Annotated in this window: 12 protein-coding genes; 7 read left to right on the top strand and 5 right to left on the bottom strand. The window is 36.3% G+C overall.

The features are described from left to right. Window positions 1-27: 27 nt before the first annotated feature. The 3 genes from msrB to A3EM_RS0124500 form a co-directional block, all read right to left on the bottom strand. Window positions 28-534 (bottom strand): peptide-methionine (R)-S-oxide reductase MsrB, encoded by a 507-nt coding sequence (gene msrB, locus A3EM_RS0124510; RefSeq protein WP_020530898.1) that lies wholly within the window; start codon window positions 532-534, stop codon window positions 28-30. A gap of 98 nt (window positions 535-632) precedes the next feature. Continuing rightward, window positions 633-2,171: a carbon-nitrogen hydrolase family protein gene (locus A3EM_RS0124505; RefSeq protein ID WP_020530897.1), complete on the bottom strand. Its 1,539-nt coding sequence runs from the start codon at window positions 2,169-2,171 to the stop codon at window positions 633-635. A 94-nt stretch (window positions 2,172-2,265) separates the two neighbouring features. Beyond that, window positions 2,266-3,033 carry an ester cyclase gene (locus tag A3EM_RS0124500; RefSeq protein WP_020530896.1) on the bottom strand — a complete coding sequence of 256 codons (768 nt, stop codon included), beginning with the start codon at window positions 3,031-3,033 and terminating at the stop codon, window positions 2,266-2,268. Between the two features lie 653 nt (window positions 3,034-3,686). Here A3EM_RS0124500 and ald point away from each other — a divergent pair. From ald to mutS, 3 genes are all read left to right on the top strand, one after another. Continuing rightward, on the top strand, window positions 3,687-4,799 hold the full coding sequence (ald, locus tag A3EM_RS0124490) for an alanine dehydrogenase (protein ID WP_020530894.1): 1,113 nt from the start codon (window positions 3,687-3,689) through the stop codon (window positions 4,797-4,799). Between the two features lie 242 nt (window positions 4,800-5,041). After that, window positions 5,042-5,872, top strand: coding sequence for an HNH endonuclease (locus A3EM_RS46205; RefSeq protein ID WP_020530893.1), 831 nt, complete (start codon window positions 5,042-5,044; stop codon window positions 5,870-5,872). A 232-nt stretch (window positions 5,873-6,104) separates the two neighbouring features. Continuing rightward, window positions 6,105-8,726: a DNA mismatch repair protein MutS gene (gene mutS, locus A3EM_RS0124480; RefSeq protein ID WP_020530892.1), complete on the top strand. Its 2,622-nt coding sequence runs from the start codon at window positions 6,105-6,107 to the stop codon at window positions 8,724-8,726. A 32-nt stretch (window positions 8,727-8,758) separates the two neighbouring features. Here the strand turns inward: mutS and A3EM_RS0124475 are convergent, their stop codons facing one another. Then, window positions 8,759-9,295, bottom strand: a complete 537-nt coding sequence (locus A3EM_RS0124475; protein ID WP_044239706.1) for a hypothetical protein — start codon at window positions 9,293-9,295, stop codon at window positions 8,759-8,761. 580 nt (window positions 9,296-9,875) lie between these two features. Between A3EM_RS0124475 and A3EM_RS0124470 the strand changes: the two genes are divergently transcribed. Further along, complete coding sequence (locus tag A3EM_RS0124470; RefSeq protein ID WP_020530890.1) at window positions 9,876-10,574, top strand: class I SAM-dependent methyltransferase; 699 nt, start codon at window positions 9,876-9,878, stop codon at window positions 10,572-10,574. An 86-nt stretch (window positions 10,575-10,660) separates the two neighbouring features. Here A3EM_RS0124470 and A3EM_RS0124465 read toward each other — a convergent pair whose 3' ends face one another. Continuing rightward, window positions 10,661-11,548, bottom strand: a complete 888-nt coding sequence (locus A3EM_RS0124465; RefSeq protein ID WP_020530889.1) for a DMT family transporter — start codon at window positions 11,546-11,548, stop codon at window positions 10,661-10,663. Between the two features lie 377 nt (window positions 11,549-11,925). Between A3EM_RS0124465 and thrS the strand changes: the two genes are divergently transcribed. The 3 genes from thrS to A3EM_RS0124450 all read left to right on the top strand — a co-directional run bounded on the left by thrS (window position 11,926) and on the right by A3EM_RS0124450 (window position 19,019). Next, complete coding sequence (gene thrS / locus A3EM_RS0124460) at window positions 11,926-13,857, top strand: threonine--tRNA ligase (protein WP_020530888.1); 1,932 nt, start codon at window positions 11,926-11,928, stop codon at window positions 13,855-13,857. Between the two features lie 366 nt (window positions 13,858-14,223). After that, complete coding sequence (locus A3EM_RS43560; RefSeq protein ID WP_020530887.1) at window positions 14,224-15,954, top strand: hypothetical protein; 1,731 nt, start codon at window positions 14,224-14,226, stop codon at window positions 15,952-15,954. 143 nt (window positions 15,955-16,097) lie between these two features. Further along, window positions 16,098-19,019 (top strand): TonB-dependent receptor, encoded by a 2,922-nt coding sequence (locus A3EM_RS0124450; protein ID WP_020530886.1) that lies wholly within the window; start codon window positions 16,098-16,100, stop codon window positions 19,017-19,019. The last annotated feature ends 332 nt before the right edge of the window (window positions 19,020-19,351 follow it).

Raw genomic sequence — 19,351 nt, 5'->3', positions numbered from 1 at the left:
AGCCAAGGAAGCCATAGAATAGGAGATTTAATTCTCATTTCCGCTTTGCTTACTTTTTTCAGCAAAATCTAATGCCACAGAATTGATACAATACCGCAATCCGGTAGGTTCAGGGCCATCCTTGAAAACGTGCCCCAGGTGAGCATCACATTTGGCACAGACTACTTCAATCCGGGTCATCCCAAATGATTTGTCAATTACCTCATTTACACTCGTATCGGCTACAGGCTCATAATAGCTTGGCCAACCTGTTCCCGATTTAAATTTGGTTTTGGAACTAAACAGCGGATTATCACAGCAAATACAAGTATATATACCTTTTGCCTTATGGTTGACAAATTCACCTGTAAAAGCCCTTTCAGTTCCTTTTTCCCGGGTCACATAATACTGTTCAGCGGTGAGCTGTGCTTTCCATTCTGCATCAGTTTTTTCCACTTTCTCCATTACTTTTGCCTTTTTCCCTGGCTGCTGGCCATTTGAAGCACAGGCTGAAAATAGCAGAAGGGCAATGGCAATTATTATTAGGTTTTTCATATATTAAAGTTTTTCTTAATATAACAAACCTAAAAGGAAAGTGTCACAAAAGTATCACTGCAAATGATCAGAATGGTAACATTTGCAGTTGTAAATCTTTATTCTATTCCAGATTTTTTCACCAGTTTTAAGTCATAAATATCCTTTCTTCTATCCTTAAGATTTCGAACACTTCCATAAGTATGCAGCTCTCTCAAATGGTCTAAATCTACATCAGCAATCAAAATCATTTCAGTATTTGGTGTAGCTTCAGCTTTAATTCCATTAGTAGGAAAAGAAAAATCACATGGGGTAAAAACCACCGATTGAGCAAACTGAATATCCATATTTTCCACTTTTGGCAGGTTCCCCACACTTCCGGCAATGGCTACATAACATTCATTTTCAATCGCTCTCGCCCTGGCACAATACCTTACCCGGGAATATCCATTTTGAGTATCAGTGAGGAAAGGAACAAATAGGATGTTCATATTTTCTTCTGCGAGTATTCTGGGGAGTTCTGGAAATTCCACATCATAACAAATTAATACCCCGACTGGCCCACAATCTGTATCGAAAATGGAAATAGTATCTCCACCTACCATTCCCCAACATTTACTTTCATCAGGAGTGACATGCAATTTTACATAAGAATCGTAAGTACCATTTCTCCGACATAAATAACCCACATTGTAAAGGTTATGTCCATCCAGATATGGCATACTACCCGTGATAATATTCACATTGTAGGTAATGGCCAACTGAACAAATTTATCCCTGATTTCCTCTGTATATTCAGCCAGTTTACGAATCGCTTCGGCTTCAGAAAGATGATTGTACTTGGCCATTAAAGGTGCATTGAAAAATTCCGGGAACAGGGCAAAATCACTTTTGTATCCCGACACTGCATCAATAAAAAATTCAACCTGTTCGAAAAGTTCTTCTACCCCTTTGTAATGCCTCATTTGCCATTGGACCAATCCTAATCGCACCACAGACTTCTGGGCAGAAATTTTTTCAGGGGCTTTTTCAAAATAAATATTATCCCATTGCAAAAGCACTGCATAATCCTTAGATTCCTTGTCTCCCGGCAAATACCCCTTTAATATTTTTTTTACATGGAAATCATTGGAAAGCTGAAAAGTAAGCGTAGGATCATACAACTCTTTTTGCTTTACCTTTTGTATGTATTCCTTTGGGGTAATCTGATCCGAAACTTTATGATAGTTGGGGATTCTTCCTCCAAATATAATGGCTTTCAGATTGAGATTTTCACATAATTCTTTCCTGGCATCATACAATCTTCTGCCTAATCTTAACCCCCTGTATTCAGGTTTAATAAAAACATCAATACCGTATAATACATCTCCTTTCCCGGTGTGTGTGTTGAATGAATAATTACCGGTAATCTGTAAGTAGGTATGGTTATCGGAAAAGTGAGAATATTTTACAATAATTGACAAGGCACAGCCAACTACCTGATTATCAATAAGAATAGCTATTTGTCCTTCAGGAAAAATTTGTAAAAGCTTTTTTACCTGAGATTCCTTCCAATAAGCTCCCGGCCAGTTTTCATATGCGGCTATCATTGACTCCTTCAGTTCCTCATAGTCGGAAATTTCAAGGTTTCTTAAGTCTACCTGTCCTATATCTGTCATAAAATTATGGTTTAATATAAACACCCGAAGGTCCAGACTCCTATTTATTGGTCATCTGAAAAATCGGGTATTTAATTTTAGTAATTTTAATATTTTAAATCATACCATTTTGATGGAGCATGTCTTCGGGAATCTCCTGACTTACCCCCCAAATTTCTTTTATTTTTTTTCCTTCTAATCTAAAAATAAAATTAAAAACAAATGGTTTTTGTTTCCTTTTTCCTTTGGATTGCACTCCCGTATAATTACCCTGACACAAAACTTTGAAAAAGTCACTGAATTCTATACCATTTTCTGATAAATAATTTACCAAATCTTTATTTTCTGAAAATGATTCAGGCAAATGGTTAACCAATTCATCTGAAAAAAAGTTATCAAAAAGATCCAGTTTCCTCTCCACAAAAACAGATTGGAAACATTTGATTATGAAAGCCTTGTGTTCAACAGTTAATTCAAGGGCATTCAACTCCGTTCCACCATTAACCATGGTAATTGAAGAGGAATTGGGTACTTCTTCAGGTTGCTCCTGAATTACATCCCAGTGCTCGCACAGTTTACCCTGTTTAATTCTAAAAATATCCACCACTGCCATTTTTTTACCCATCCAGGCTAAATCCAGAAATGCCATCACCAGTTCTCCATCTTCAATGATCCTGACTATTGGCGATTTAGTCTCTGCTGGCTTGGGAAAAGTTTTGAGATAAGTAATGGCTTCAATTAATCCGGATTTCCCATCCCTGGTCATAGGACTATGCTGGATGTAATCCTCACTAACCAACTCCTCAATAACTTCCAAATCACGGTCTCCGATTACCTTTCTATAAAATAATTCAACTATATTTTTGTTTGACTGAATTTCCATAATGTAAAAGTTTGAATAGAATGAATTAAGCCAGGTATAAGGACATTCAAATAATGTCTTACAGGCTTTTAACTAGAAAAAATTAATTATAAAACAGGCAGGAACAAACCCAAAAGTCAATAGAATTCAGGTCCCGCCTAAAGGGTGGGAATTTTGGAAATTCGGGAACGATATGTAACAAAAAATTTACTTATGATTTAAAGGTATTCAATTATTAATCAGGAAAAAATAATTGGGTGAAATTTTTTATCTAAATTCAATAAGTAATGAAGTTGGAAAATTACAATTCGCCTTTAGAAGCCCTTATTTTTTGCCCAGGACAATGCATTTTGAGGAGCAAAGCAACGCTAAGCATGGAAAATATAAAGATGTACTGGGTAAAAAGAATAAGTAGAAACGGAAAGTTATTTTTTTATTAATTGACAGAGAAAACTTAGGCTACAAATCCAATGAAAAAAATTGGTTATCCATATTTAATAAAAATATTCCAACAACTTCATAATCAAGCAACCATAATATTTAATCAACCTGCATAAAGAAATAGATTTATTCTATAATTTTGCCTCCGAAAACCTTTACCATACTATTAAAAAGCTACCTTCCTTATGGTGGGCTGCACAAAATTATTCAACTAAAATAAACACATCATTAAAATGAAAATTGGAGTTCCAAAGGAAATTAAAAACAACGAGAATCGCGTTGCACTTACTCCTGCCGGAGTGAAAGAGTTAAGTAAACATGGCCATGAGATTTATATTCAGGCGACTGCAGGAGAGGGATCTGGATTTGAAGATGGAGAATATGTGAAAGCTGGTGCTAAAATTTTACCTACCATTGAAGATACTTATGCTATCGCAGAAATGATCATCAAGGTAAAAGAACCCATTGAGCCCGAATACAAATTGATCAGAAAAGACCAACTGCTTTTTACTTATTTCCACTTTGCTTCCTCTGAGGCTTTAACTAAGGCAATGATTGAGCAAAAAGCCGTTTGTGTGGCTTATGAAACTGTAGAAAAAGCAGACAGATCATTGCCCTTGCTAATTCCAATGTCGGAAGTGGCTGGAAGAATGGCTATTCAACAGGGGGCCAAATACCTGGAAAAACCCATGAAAGGAAGAGGAATTCTTCTTGGGGGAGTACCCGGTGTGAAACCAGGGAAAGTATTAATTCTTGGGGGTGGTATTGTAGGAACTCAGGCCGCTAAAATGGCTGCAGGTCTGGGTGCTGATGTCACCATCATGGATGTAAACCTGCAAAGGTTAAGACATCTTGACGACATTATGCCTGCTAATGTGCATACTTTAATGTCCAATGAATACAATATCAGAGAGTTGATCAAAACACATCACTTAATTGTTGGAGCTGTTCTCATTCCGGGAGCGAAGGCCCCAAGTCTTATCACAAGAGATATGCTGAAAGATATGCAGCCGGGAACTGTTTTGGTAGATGTAGCGGTGGACCAGGGCGGTTGTATTGAAACCTGTACCCCTACTACTCATCAGGACCCAACTTTTATAATTGATGATGTCATTCACTATTGTGTGGCGAATATGCCGGGAGCAGTTCCTTATACGTCCACTCTGGCACTTACCAATGCCACGTTGCCTTATGCCATTCAACTTGCCAATAAGGGATGGAAAAAAGCGATTAAAGAGAATAGAGAATTGGAATTAGGCTTAAATATTATTGATGGAAAAATTGTTTATCAGGCGGTAGCCGAAGCATTCAATCTTCAGTTTACACCACTTAGTGAAATCATTTAATTTAAGGATGGAGCATTGTCACAATTGGTAATGCTCTATCTCAAAATTTTTTTTAAAAATAAAACTATTCAAATTAAAAATATAACTTAACAAAGTTCCTCCATTTTTTTTGCCCCTATTTAGTTATTTACCACCTTTCTTCTCTTGTTAAAAAGGTTTTTGATTATTAATATCGTATATCTATTTACTTTTTTGCCTATTAGCTTACACATTAACTTACCAACTATTTAAACAAAAATAACATGTCCAAACAAGAGGAAATTTGGAAAGAACTTGATTTCACGGACAGGAAGTATGAGCTTAGTAACCTGGGGAGGGTCAAGTCTTATGCGAACAGTTCTGAAGGGGTAATTATTAGAGGGAAGTTATCTAATAATCGCCTGAGTGTCGATCTTAAAATAAAGGGGAAAAGAAAATCCTTTTTTGTTCACCGGCTGGTGGCTGAAATTTTTGTCCCAAAAGAGTCAGAAAAACATAAATATGTGAAGCATATTAACAATGACACTTTTGACAACAGGGCCGAAAATCTTCAATGGGTTACAGAAGAAGTTACAAAAGCAAAGTTTTTTGAAAAGGCCAAATCTGGTGGAAATAAAGGCCCAAAACCTACTGTAATGCCCGATGATGGTAAGGAATATTTTAAGTATGCCGGTTTTTATTTCAGGGTTCACGATAATGGTTCAGGTAAATTCATTCGGGTTACAGTTGCCCCTAACGTAACCAAATCGGTAACTTTAGCAGAAATAATTCTGGAAAGAAAAGGAGAACCAAGACCTACTCCCGAGCATGTTATTCTTTACAAAGATGCCGATTGCTATAATGTTTCCCCTGATAATGTGAGATGGGTAACCAGAAGTGAAAAAAGTAAAATTCTTTTGAAAAAGAATGTGAATGCTTACTTAAGGGTTCAGGAAATGGGAAAGAAAAACAAAAAACCTTTCGTAGTTTCTGATAAAATGCGTGACATTATCAAAAATTATAGAGATAAAGGCAGGTCGTATGCGCAAATCAGCAAAATTTTGGGATATAAATATTCCCGACTCTATAAATATTGCAAAGAGTCCGGTTTATAGTCAAATAATAAATCTAGAAAAAGGGGAAATTTCATATTAATGAAGTTTCCCTTTTTTGTATGATCATCCCTATTCCCCATTTCAATTCATTTCAGTTTTTTATTTACAAAACTCAAAGGAATTTTTATAGTCCATTACATATTTAGTAGTTTTGAAACTTGGTAAAACTGAAATTTCTGACAGAAAATATATCCGCATTATTCGGGATTTGAGAATTTAACTGACTAGCAGATTGGGAAAGACAAAAACAAAAAAAGCGGCAAAGGAAACCCCTTTAATGAAACAATACAATGCCATAAAAGCTAAACACCCTGGGGCATTGTTGTTATTTAGAGTAGGCGATTTTTATGAAACTTTTGGTGATGATGCTGTAAAAGCCAGCAAGATACTTGACATTGTGCTGACTAAAAGGGCAAATGGATCTGCTTCTCATATTGAACTGGCCGGATTTCCCCATCATTCTCTGGATACTTACCTTCCAAAACTGGTAAGAGCCGGACAAAGAGTAGCTATCTGCGACCAATTAGAAGATCCCAAATCCGTAAAAGGAATTGTGAAAAGAGGAGTAACTGAATTGGTTACACCCGGTGTTTCCTTCAATGACAATGTACTTAAGGTAAAACACAACAATTACCTGGCTTCTGTTTATTTCAATAAAAACACTGTTGGGATCGCATTTTTAGATATTTCCACCGGGGAATTTTTAACTGCTCAAGGCGACCAACCCTATATTGATAAACTAATTCAGGGATTCCAACCTGCCGAAGTATTATTTTGCAAAACACAAAGGGAAATTTTCGACAATAGTATAAGAGAAGACTTTAATACCTTCCGTATTGAAGACTGGGTTTATTCTATTGATTATAGTTACGAGAAACTTACTGGTCATTTTGGAACAAATTCACTCAAAGGATTCGGGATTGAGAACTTAAAGGAAGGGATAATAGCAGCTGGTGCCATCCTGTATTATCTGGAAATTACTGAACACCATGAAGTGAGCCACATTTCCAATATCTCCAGAATCGAAGAAGATAAATTTGTCTGGCTGGATAAATTTACCATCCGAAATCTTGAACTAGTTTATCCCCAGCATGAAGGTGGAGTTCCCCTTATCGATATTTTAGATCATTGTGTCACTCCGATGGGAGCCAGAATGATGAAAAAATGGGTGGTTTTACCTCTAAAATCAAAATCGGCTATAGAAAACCGTCTGAACACGGTAGCCTACTTTTCTGAAAATGAGGAAGAAATAGAAGGTTTCCTCCAACCTCTCCAACAAATTGGTGATCTGGAAAGACTCATCTCCAAAGTGGCAGTTGGTAGGATAAATCCAAGGGAATTAAATCACCTGAAAAGGGCCTTAAAAAATACCATCCCCATTAAAACCCTTCTGCTTAAAAGTGATCAACAGGAAATTAAATTGCTTGCAGATAAAATTAACCTTTGCGAACAGTTAATTGAAAAGATTGACCAGACTTTGGTAGATAATCCTCCTCTTTTATCCAATCAGGGAGGAATGATAAAAGAAGGACTAGATGCTGAACTTGATGATCTCAGAAAAATCGCCTTCTCGGGAAAAGACTATCTGGTACAGATTCAGCAGCGGGAAATGGAAAGAACCGGGATACCCTCCTTAAAAATTGCCTACAATAAGGTTTTTGGCTATTATCTGGAAGTCACTAATGCCCACAAGGATAAAGTACCCCCAGAATGGATTAGGAAACAGACTTTGGTTAATGCTGAGCGATACATTACCGAAGAATTGAAGGTTTATGAGGAAAAAATTCTAAATGCGGAGAGCCAGATTTTTATTATTGAGCAAAAATTATTTCAGAATCTGGTGGTTGCAGCCAATGAATTCGTGGTCCCCATTCAGCAAAATGCTATTGTGCTGGCTATGCTCGATTGCTATATTTCATTTGCAGGTATAGCTCTGAAAAATCAATATATCAAACCTGAGATTAGTGAGGGAAAAACACTGGCTATCCGAGAAGGAAGGCACCCTGTGATTGAGCAACAATTACCACCAGGTGAAAATTATATTCCAAATGACATCCGCCTGGATGATGTGGAGCAACAAATTTTAATTATTACCGGGCCCAATATGGCGGGTAAATCTGCATTACTGCGGCAAACTGCCTTAATCGTACTAATGGCACAGATTGGTTGCTTTGTACCTGCAAAAGAAGCACATATCGGTATAGTGGATAAAATTTTCACCAGAGTTGGCGCCTCCGACAATTTATCAAAAGGGGAATCTACTTTTATGGTAGAGATGACAGAAACTGCCAGCATCCTTAATAATTTGAGCGACCGGAGTCTGGTTTTAATGGATGAAATCGGAAGAGGAACAAGTACCTATGACGGTATTTCCATTGCCTGGTCAATTGTAGAATACCTTCACAATCAGCCAAAAGCCAAGGCAAAAACACTTTTTGCCACCCATTACCACGAACTGAATCAGTTAGCCGGAGATTTTCCCAGGATAAAAAACTTCAATGTATCAGTAAAAGAATTGGGCAATAAGGTAGTTTTCATGAGAAAATTAAAGCCTGGGGGAAGCGAACACAGCTTTGGTATTCATGTAGCCCAAATGGCGGGAATGCCTAATAATATTGTGATAAGGGCAAATGAAATTCTCCATCATCTCGAAAAAGATAAAATTCGCGATAAAAATCAAAAAAAGATGAAGGAAGTACCTCAATCAAATTACCAATTAAACTTGTTTGAGGTAAATGATCCCCAATATAATCAGGTGAAGGAAATTCTTAAAAATCTGGACATTAATACCATTTCACCAGTTGAGGCTTTGCTGAAGCTTAATGAAATCAAAGGTTTAATTTCAAAAAAATAGAAATTAAACCTTTTTAAATAATTTGAATCGGACTAAAAAATAAAACCAACCCTAAAGACATAAGGTTGTCCGTAAAAGGCATTTGCCGATACATAATTTAAATTATACAAGAGCAATAAACTAATGCCACCTCTTCTTCCAATGGGTTGCATTAATCCGGCTCCAACAAATATTGCATCAGACCATTGCCGATCAGATTCCAGACCACTACTGTCTCTTATTTTTAAACTCAATGACTCATACTCAGCATATGGGAATAAAATAGGCGTAACATTATACCTGGCAAAAACCCTCCAACCAGTAATATCATATTCATAAGCCGGCACATACCTTTTATCTTTGGTATACCGATAAGTCCCTCCTACTCCTCCAGACAACTTTGGTGTAATTTTATAACCCACCAGTGGAGAAGCATCAATAAAGGTAATATTTCCGAACTGGAAGCCCAGGTTTCCACCAAAATACAGACGATCCATTAGGGAAACTTTTTCTTTATCTTCACTTTCCTGTGCCTTTCCGGAAAATATTACAAGGCTAAATAAACAAAATATCAAAGTTATCTTTTTCATAGGCTGAAAATTTAATAAAACCATACATATTTAGGCTGCAATTCGAAAAAATAATCTTGTCTGAAATCCAAACCTGGTATTAGGTCCAGAATTGCCTCGCCAGCTATTATTCCTTATTTATTAAACTACCTGTGTTGAGGAAGACACTTAAAATAAAAATAAAGTTCATCAGATTTATCACCTTAGGAAAGCAATCCTTAAAGTTGTTATTTTTTTTTAGGCCAGCCATACCAAAAAGTCCCTGAAAGCCTCCTAAAAGCTATTAAAACTATTCACAATCTTTAACAGATTGATTTGGAGATAATTGATCCCAATTATATTAGCTTTGCAGCCGCAAAAGAAAATAAAAAACTCATTTTTTTTAACTTTTCTTACACTACCTCAAACTTCATTTTTTAATTAGAAATAACAAAAAAGGCAAAGGCACTTTTTACAAACAGAGATTTTTTTAAAAGAGGTAAAATCATTCCTTTTTTCTTAATATTTCTAAACAACAATCTACTATTTTTCAATCTGTTATAATTTTTTTCTTAATTCCTTACAAAAATAGGAATTGAAAATTACAAGCTAGAAACTTAATATGTCCATCATCAGAGAAACCAGCAATAGTTACATTGAAGACCAGCATTTAAAACTGATAAATGATGCCAATTTTGAATTTTATAATAAAATTGAAATTGAAAAATTCAAGGAATTTTCGGCCATCATAGGATTAGATGAAGGTATCGACATCAAGGTAATTTACCCTGAAATTAAAAATCTGAATACAATTGCGGAAATTGGATCAGGATATGGAAGGGCTATTGAATTTATTAAAAACAATCAGTTTTCAGGCCAGGTGTATGCAGTGGAAAGAGTAAGGAAATTACTCGATTATATGGAAGAAAAATATACTGATGATGATAATATTGAAATAATTGATCAGGATTTAAAACAGCTTAATCTACCTAATAAAGCGGATTGTATTTTATGGTTGTGGTCGGGAATACTCGAGCTTTCTTTGCCTGAGCAACGCATCGTTTTAAAAAGATTAAAAGATAATTTAGGAGAAGATGGTTTTTTGCTGATTGAAACCCCTTATAAAAATGTGAGAGTAATTGGTTCTAAAGGAGAAGACAATTACATCAAGTTTGAAACCGAATGGGGTACAATTGAGGCTTATCTTCCCACATTTGAAGAATTAAAAGAAAGTATTCAACTTTCAGGGTTTTCTTCAATTGAAAGCACTTTCTATCAAACAAAAACCGGACTGACCAGGATTTTTTACAAGATTTGCTAATCAAATAATTCTTAGGTTTTTTCTGGTAAACAAAAAAGGATTCCTTCTCAGGAATCCTTTTTTGTTTTAAACCCGGGAAAATTTCCTTACTGCGTATTAAAATGCTTTTGAAGAAGAGGATATATAATCACCGATATAATAATAATACTGGAACCTAAATAAAACAGGAAGTTCATTTTTTCACTATCTCCTAGAAATATCAGGGCTACGATAATTCCGTAAATCGGGGATAAATTGGCAGATAAAGTCACCATAAATGGCGAAACAGTTTTCATGATTTTTATAAATTGAGAATAAATAAAAATAGAGAAAACAATTACCAAAGCAATTATTAATAGAATATCCTGAAAATTTGGGAACATCTGTAAATTTCCTTCTGAGAAATACAACAGGTAAATAGGAATAAAAAGCAAAGTACCCACCCATGCCCCAATCATTTGGTAAAAGGTAATAACATAATGATGATAACCACGGCTAAGTTTAGCATTAAAAATAGTGACTAAAGCGCCAAAGAATCCAGCAATAACTCCGACAAACAGCCCCACAGGATGTTTTAGATTGGATTGGGAAATGATAAAGATTCCAATTACAGCCACAATCCCAATAATGATCTGAAGAATACTTATTTTTTTCTTTTCAAATAATGGGGTAATAAAACTTATCCACACTGAGGTGGTGGAAATACCAATCAGACAGACAGAGGCATTGGAAATTTTAGCCGAAACCATTAGCAATATCCAGTAGGTAGCTGTTAAGACACCACTTAATATAATTTTAGACAGGTTTTCGGGATCAAGTGCAAGCCGGAAATTTTTGATATAGATATAAATCCCTAAAACTACAAAGGCAATAAGAGTTCTGTAAAAAACAATCTCAATGGCAGGTAAAGATATAAATATGGCAATTATAGGTATTATACTACTTAATAGTATAATAAAATGTAACCGAAAAAAATCGCCTGTTTTGGTTGGCATCTATCCCTATTTATGTTATTCCTTATGACCAGTTTTAATACCTTGTTCTGAAATCTCCGGCATCAAAAAAACACCCTTCTTACATCCAACAATCCCTGATTTCACTAGTCAAATTATATTTAAAAAACTTTTCACTTCAAGTCATCTTATCCCTAACGGGGTACTTCCTGATTTAGGGTGTATACAGGAATAATTTTTAACAGATTTACTTATAATTTCCCCCATTGAGAAGTTTTTGGTTTCGATTATGGCAAATGATAACATTTCCAGTAAATTTGTGCCCCAAATATTACCACAATAGGAAAACAAACCTGCATTTGTTTAATGTTTGGAATATTTTTATAAGCATAACTTAATCCGAAAATAAATATAGAATAATGGTGAAAATTACATTACCAGATGGTTCAGTCAAGGAATTTGAATCAGGTGTATCCAGTCTTGATGTAGCTAAAAGTATTAGTGAAGGACTGGCAAGAAACGTTTTGGCAGCAGAAGTGAATGGGGAAGTTTGGGATGCTACAAGGCCAATCACCACGGATTCTACCCTTAAACTATTAACCTGGAATGATAAAGACGGGAAAGCTACCTTCTGGCACTCATCTGCCCACCTGATGGCTGAGGCTATGGAAGCGCTTTATCCTGGAATAAAACTGGGTATTGGCCCTGCCATTGAAACCGGATTTTATTATGATATTGATTTTATGGATCACCAGATATCTTCTGATGATTTCCCTAAAATAGAGGCCAAAATGAAGGAACTGGCCAAACAAAAAAATGAATATATCCGATCTGAAATTTCAAAAGGTGAATCGGTAAAGTATTTCACTGAAAAAGGAGACGAATATAAACTGGAATTGATAGAGGGGCTTGAAGATGGTGAAATCACTTTTTACCAACAGGGAAATTTCACAGATTTATGCCGGGGGCCACACATCCCTCACACTGGCTTCATAAAAGCCGTAAAGCTAATGAACGTAGCTGGTGCTTATTGGAGAGGAGATGAAAAAAATAAAATGTTGACTCGAATTTATGGAGTTACCTTCCCCAAAGCCAAAGAACTTTCCGAGTATCTTGAAATGCTGGAAGAAGCTAAGAAAAGAGATCATAGAAAATTGGGTAAGGAACTGGAGTTGTTTACTTTTTCGGAAAAAGTGGGAATGGGGTTACCCCTATGGTTACCAAAAGGAACAGTTTTAAGGGAAAGGCTTGAAGCTTTTTTGAGGAAGGCCCAGGTAAAGGCTGGTTACGACCCTGTGGTTACTCCACATATTGGCGGGAAAAAACTTTATGAAACTTCAGGACATTATGCCAAATATGGAGAGGATTCTTTCCAGCCAATCCACACTCCTGATGAAAATGAGGAATTTTTATTGAAACCTATGAATTGCCCTCACCATTGTGAGATTTATAATTCGAAACCAAGGTCTTATAAGGAATTACCTGTAAGGCTTGCTGAATTTGGTACAGTTTATAGATACGAACAAAGTGGAGAATTACATGGATTGACAAGGGTAAGAGGTTTTACTCAGGATGATGCCCATATTTTCTGCCGGCCAGATCAGGTAAAAGAAGAGTTTGAAAAGGTAATTGATTTGGTAAGATATGTATTTGAAGCATTGGGATTTGATGATTACACTGCTCAGGTTTCATTAAGAGACCCGGAAAATAAGGAAAAGTATATTGGAAGGGATGAATTGTGGGAAAGAGCGGAAAGGGAAATTCAGGAAGCCGCTGCCAACAAAAAATTAAACACTGTGGTAGAATATGGGGAAGCAGCCTTTTACGGTCCAAAACTCGACTTTATGGTGAAAGATGCATTGGGTAGAAAATGGCAACTGGGTACTATCCAGGTGGATTATAATTTACCTGAGCGATTTGAATTGGAATATGTTGGTGCAGATAATCAAAAGCACCGACCTGTCATGATTCACAGGGCTCCTTTTGGCTCCATGGAAAGGTTTGTAGCTATTCTGATAGAAAACTGTGCTGGGAATTTCCCATTATGGTTATCTCCGGATCAATTTGCCATACTGCCTATTTCTGAGAAATTCCATGATTATGCAGATGCTGTTTACAGTGTATTGCAGGAGAATGGTTTAAGAGGTTTTGTAGACCATAGGGACGAAAAAATTGGCAGGAAGATTAGAGATGCAGAGGTGAGTAAAACGCCATACATGCTCATAGTCGGGGAAAAAGAAAAGGACAATCAAACTGTTTCTGTCAGAAAAAAAGGAGAAGGAGATCTTGGAAGCCTGCAGGTTGAACAATTCCTTGAACATTTTAAGGAGCAAACCAAAGACTATTTATAATAAAAAAAGCTGTTCGGAAGGACAGCTTTTTTTATGTCTGGTGGACAATATGATAAATCTGTGATGCAATTCAAATTGATGTAACCTTAAAAAACCCTGATTTTTTAGAATTATTGCAATGTGCCAACGGGAAACTCCAACTTAAAACTTGGAATCTACCAATAAAACAATAATAATATTCAACTATTTATAGATATAATACAATTTTACATTGGATTATTAACACTTCATTCACATTAGACACTTTTCACTTCACTATAAGTTAACTCCATGATTAACTTGAGTTCATGAGTAAAATCTTACTTTGCATTGAATTTTTAAGGGCTATTTAAAACTTTAATTTAAGCAAAATTTAAATTTTATCTTATGAACAAGATTAGTAGTATTTTATTTACTTCGATATTTATTTTAATATCGCTTATTACTTTTACAGCATGTGATGATGATGAGCCAGATCCAGCTCCTTCAGCCCCTACTGCTACAGCACCAACAGGATCTTCAGCTAGTTTGGGAGAAGCGATTGAACTTGAATTTGCATATACCTCTGCTGCCGGCTTTAAATCAGCAAGTGTTACCGCTTCTGCCGGAACTGCAACAATTCCAACACTTCCAGCAGCTGGTTCAACTTCAGGAACAATAAAAGTATCATTTACAGCTCCTGATGCAGAAGGTGATGCCACTGTAAGTTTAACTATTACTGACGAGGACTCTAAAACAACTAAAGCCGATGCAACTGTTACTGTAGGTAAAGCTGTAGTAGATATTACTGATCCAGCAGTAACTGATGCTACTTTAGGAGACAAAAACACTATTTACAACCTTTCAAAGGATGTGACTTATATGTTTGATGGTTTGGTTTATGTAGAAGAAGGATCAGTTTTAAACATTCCAGCTGGAACATTAATCAGGTTTAAAAACTCTCCATCTACCGGAGATAATACTTCAGCTCTATTTATCACAAAGGGAGCCAAAATTATGGCAGAAGGAACAAAAGATGAGCCTATCATTTTTACAGCTGAATTAGATGACCTTTCTTACGGGGTACTTAAAAAAGAAGATAATGGCCAATGGGGAGGCTTAGTTCTTTTAGGTAAAGCTCCTGCTGAAAAAGGTGGAGCTACTGAAAATCTTCAAATTGAGGGTATTGATACTCAAGAAACCAGAGGACAATATGGAGGAAGTGTAGCTGATGACAATTCTGGTGTATTAAAATATGTTTCCATCCGATATACAGGAATTGGATTCAAATCTGGTGATGAATTGCAGGGATTAACTTTAGGAGGTGTTGGTAGTGGAACTTCAATCGACTACATCGATATTTTCTCCAGTGCTGATGATGGAATAGAAATATTTGGTGGAACGGTGAACATCAAACACGTTTCTGTGGCTTTCTCTACTGATGATGACTTTGACTTTGACTTAGGATACAGAGGAAACGCTCAATTCTTATTTTCAATCATGAGATCAGATGAAGATGGTTATGACCATGCTGGCGAGTGGGACGGAGCTTCACCTGATGATCAAGCTCTTTACTCTGCTCCAAATATTTTTAACGCTACCATGATAGGCCCCGGCCAGGATGCTACTGGTAGAGACAAAGCCTTATTATGGAGGGAAAATTTTGCAGGAAAATTAGGTCATTCTATATTAGTTGATTACCCAAGCAAAGGTTTAGAAGTTCAGGATTTAGGTACTGGAAAAGTAGACTGCTTACAAAAAATGACGGATGGGGAATTGGAAATCCTTAATAATATTTGGTCTTCATTCAAAGGGGTATCTACTACTGATGATTTAATAAAAATTACATCAAAAGATGGTGATGATAACCCAATCACTCCAAGAGAGCCTGAAGCAACAACTTTGAAAGCAGAATTAACTGATAATAATAATACAGTTTCAGAAACAAGTGTTATTAATGGTATTTCCAGAGATGCTGATGGAGGGTTAGACCCAACGCCTTCTATTTCAGATTTCGGTGATGTTGCAACTGCTTTACCAGAGGGAATTGAATCTACAGATTATAAAGGAGCCTTCGCTCCAGGAGAAAACTGGTTAGCAGACTGGTCTTCACTTGCTAAGTTTGGATTCTTGAAATAAGAAACTTCACTTTTAGGTAATAAAAAAGAGAAGCCTGTTACACAGGCTTCTCTTTTTTTTAATCATTTCGTAACATACCCAACAAGCTATAATGTGCTGATATACAATAGCTTTGCACCCGATATTAAAATTCAAATTCTCATATGAAAAAATTATTCACATTATTCATTACTATGCTTTTTCCTGTTGTAATATATGCTCAGGAAGGCACAGGTTCTATCAACGGTTTAGTTGTTGATGGAGGCACAGGGGAAGAAATTATAGGGGCCTCTGTCCTTATAAAAGAAATTCCGGGAAAAGGAGCCGCCACAGATATTTATGGAAAATATTTCATAAAAAATATTCCTGCTGGAACTTATACCTTAACAGTTTCATTTGTAACTTACCAAACTCAGGTGATTGAAAATGTAGAGATTACTGAAGGTGATGCAAAAACAATAAACCTTACCCTTTCTGAATCTGTAGAAGAACTAGAGGAAATTGTAATCCAGGCAGAAGCCATTCAGAATACAACAGCCTCTATGCTTGTGGTACAAAAGAAAGCCCTTGCTGTACAAGATGGTATTTCTTCTGAACAAATCGAGCTCATGGGGGCATCTAATGCTGCAGAATCTGTAAAATCTATCACCGGAGCTACTGTAGAGGGAGGAAAATATATGGTGATGAGAGGTTTAGGAGACAGATATTCCTTAACCCAGATGAATGGGATCACCCTGCCTAGTGCTGACCCTTACAGAAATAGCAGTAGCCTTGACCTGATTCCTTCAGAAATGATCGACAATGTGATCACTGTAAAAACTTTTACTCCTGACCAGCCAGGTAACTTTACAGGAGGAAAATTAGACATAACCACTAAATCTTTACCGGAAAAATTCTATTTCAACTTTGGAGTGTCTACTACTTTTAACACTCAATCAAGTTTTATCAATAACTTTTTAACAGATGGATCTAACGGAAAAATGGATTGGCTGGGTTATGATGATGGCACAAGACAAAGACCAAATGAATTGGTTGAGTATAATGAATTTATACGATTTGGAGCGACCAACTCTTCCCTTATATTAGGTAGTAGAGAAGCTGGCCTGGCTGAAAGAGAGGCCCTTGATCAAACCGCAAAAGCTGTTACTACAAACTTCAACCCTGCCAGGGCAAGTTCACCCATGAACTATGGCGTTAAATTTTCACTTGGAAACCAATATGAAGTATTTGGAAAACCTCTGGGTGTGAATTTTGGTTTTAACATGGACAAGAGCTACAAATTCTACGATAATGGGGTTCAGGGGTTATTTACTGATGTAAATCAAGAAGCATTACAAGTAGAACAGGATTACTCTTCTACCCAGGGAGATAAAGCCACCGCATTGGGAGGATTATTAAGCTTAGCATATCAATTTTCTCCTAATAATGAAATCATTTTAAATACTATGTATAGCCATGAAGGATCTAATTTATCTTCAAATACCAGTGGTTTTTGGAGAGAAACTGGTACTCCTGGATTCGAATCAGTAGTAACTCACTTTACTGAAAGGTCATTATTAAACCTTGAATTAAGTGGTAAACATTATTTTGAAGAAAGTGGAATTAAACTTGGGTGGACAGTGAGCCGTGTAGAGGTTACCCAGGATGAACCAGACATCAGAATGTGGGGTTTCACCTTTGGTTATGATGAAGAAGGAAACCAAACTGACTGGGGAATGAACCGATCTATTGTTGGAATTTTACCTTCTCACTTTTACAGAGATTTAACAGACGAACAGTTTAATGCGAAACTTGACCTGACCATTCCTTTAGGTGAAAAAGATAACCTAATTAAATTCGGTGGATTATATTCTGACAAATCCAGGGTATTTAATGAATTTATCTATTCCTATAACCATACAGATGTTAGATCAACTAACCACCCGGATTTCCTTTTATTCAGCCAGGCTCAAGGTGATTTCGATGCCTATTTTTCTCAAAATAATGCCGGTCTGATGGGAACTTTTGTGGATAATTCAGGGGAAACCAGATATGGTTTTGGTAACGTTTATTCAGACCAGACTCAAATTCAAAACTCCTATACAGGAACAGAAATTATTGGTGGAGTTTATGCCATGGGCGTTTTTGACATAACCACAAAACTGAAAACTATTTTTGGTGCAAGAGGAGAATTTACAGAATTAGAATCAGTAAGTAATGATGAAAGACAGGAAATTGGTGACATTAGTAAATTTGATATCCTTCCTTCCCTAAGTTTCATTTATAAAATGGGTGAAAATACCAACTTAAGGTTAGGTTATTCTCAGACCATTGCAAGACCCAACCTTAGAGAAATTGCTCCATTCGCTTCTATTGGCGGTGTAGGACAAAACATTGTATTAGGAAACCCAGAGTTAACCAGAACCCTAATTCAAAACCTGGATGCCAGGTATGAATTTTATCCAAGACCTTCGGAATTAATCGCATTTAGTGCTTATTACAAAAGTTTTGAGAACCCAATTGTTTGGCAATTAACTCCTCAGGCTTCTACTGCGGAATTGAAACCAGTGAATTCGGAAGATGCCCTTGTAGCGGGTATAGAGGCTGAATACAGAAAAAACCTTGATTTTATATCTCCTGCTTTGGCTTCATTTACATTTGCCACAAATGTGTCACTTATTTATTCCAAAGTCCAAAAGGGTCAGGAAGAACTGGATATTATTAAAGAACAACAAGAACAAAACAAAAGAGCCGATTTAAAAGATTGGAGACCCTTCCCAGGACAATCTCCATTTATCGTGAATTTAATGCTTAGTCATTTTAGTGAAAAACTGGAATGGGATAACAGTATTACTTTCAACATCTGGGGTGACAGGCTTTCTTACGTAACTCCAGCGCTTGATCCGGATGTATATGAACAATCCAGACCATCTTTAAATTTTGTCTCAAGAAAGAAGATTTCAAATAGCTTCAATATGTCTGTAAAAGTGATGAATATCCTGAACATGAAATACTCTCACCAGTATGACCGTGGAGGTGCAGATTACATATACCAACAATATACTCAAGGAATTAACTTCTCTTTAGGATTAAGCTATAAAATCTAACCATACCAACTAACTAGAAACCCAAACAAAAAAAGGAGCCGTAAGGCAGTCAAGGTCGGAAGAAAAATCTTCCGACTTTTTTTATTTTCAAGGAGTCATTTTTCTTAAAAAGGGGGAGATAAAAATCTGCATACTAATTGTTGATTGGTCTAACTAAATTGTAGAAACGGTTGTTTTATTAGTATTTTAAATAGGGATAAATAAAATGCTATGACAGTTTTTAAAGACCACAAAATATCGGCTGGCCAATTGTTTGACTTTATTCCCGAAGCACTGCTTACTCATCTTTCCACTACCACCAAAGTTGATTATTATTCAAAAGTCCTACACGG

It is taken from the genome of Flexithrix dorotheae DSM 6795, assembly GCF_000379765.1.
GTDB classification, from domain to species: Bacteria; Bacteroidota; Bacteroidia; order Cytophagales; family Flammeovirgaceae; genus Flexithrix; species Flexithrix dorotheae.
This window is presented reverse-complemented; position numbering and strand designations above follow the sequence as displayed.

Bases quoted from the DNA above. Each gene is read 5' to 3' on its own strand.
- msrB (WP_020530898.1), bottom strand. From the start codon at position 534: ATGAAAAACCTAATAATAATTGCCATTGCCCTTCTGCTATTTTCAGCC.
- A3EM_RS0124505 (WP_020530897.1), bottom strand. From the start codon at position 2,171: ATGACAGATATAGGACAGGTAGACTTAAGAAACCTTGAAATTTCCGAC.
- A3EM_RS0124500 (WP_020530896.1), bottom strand. From the start codon at position 3,033: ATGGAAATTCAGTCAAACAAAAATATAGTTGAATTATTTTATAGAAAG.
- ald (WP_020530894.1), top strand. From the start codon at position 3,687: ATGAAAATTGGAGTTCCAAAGGAAATTAAAAACAACGAGAATCGCGTT.
- A3EM_RS46205 (WP_020530893.1), top strand. From the start codon at position 5,042: ATGTCCAAACAAGAGGAAATTTGGAAAGAACTTGATTTCACGGACAGG.
- A3EM_RS0124475 (WP_044239706.1), bottom strand. From the start codon at position 9,295: ATGAAAAAGATAACTTTGATATTTTGTTTATTTAGCCTTGTAATATTT.
- A3EM_RS0124470 (WP_020530890.1), top strand. From the start codon at position 9,876: ATGTCCATCATCAGAGAAACCAGCAATAGTTACATTGAAGACCAGCAT.
- A3EM_RS0124465 (WP_020530889.1), bottom strand. From the start codon at position 11,548: ATGCCAACCAAAACAGGCGATTTTTTTCGGTTACATTTTATTATACTA.
- thrS (WP_020530888.1), top strand. From the start codon at position 11,926: ATGGTGAAAATTACATTACCAGATGGTTCAGTCAAGGAATTTGAATCA.
- A3EM_RS43560 (WP_020530887.1), top strand. From the start codon at position 14,224: ATGAACAAGATTAGTAGTATTTTATTTACTTCGATATTTATTTTAATA.
- A3EM_RS0124450 (WP_020530886.1), top strand. From the start codon at position 16,098: ATGAAAAAATTATTCACATTATTCATTACTATGCTTTTTCCTGTTGTA.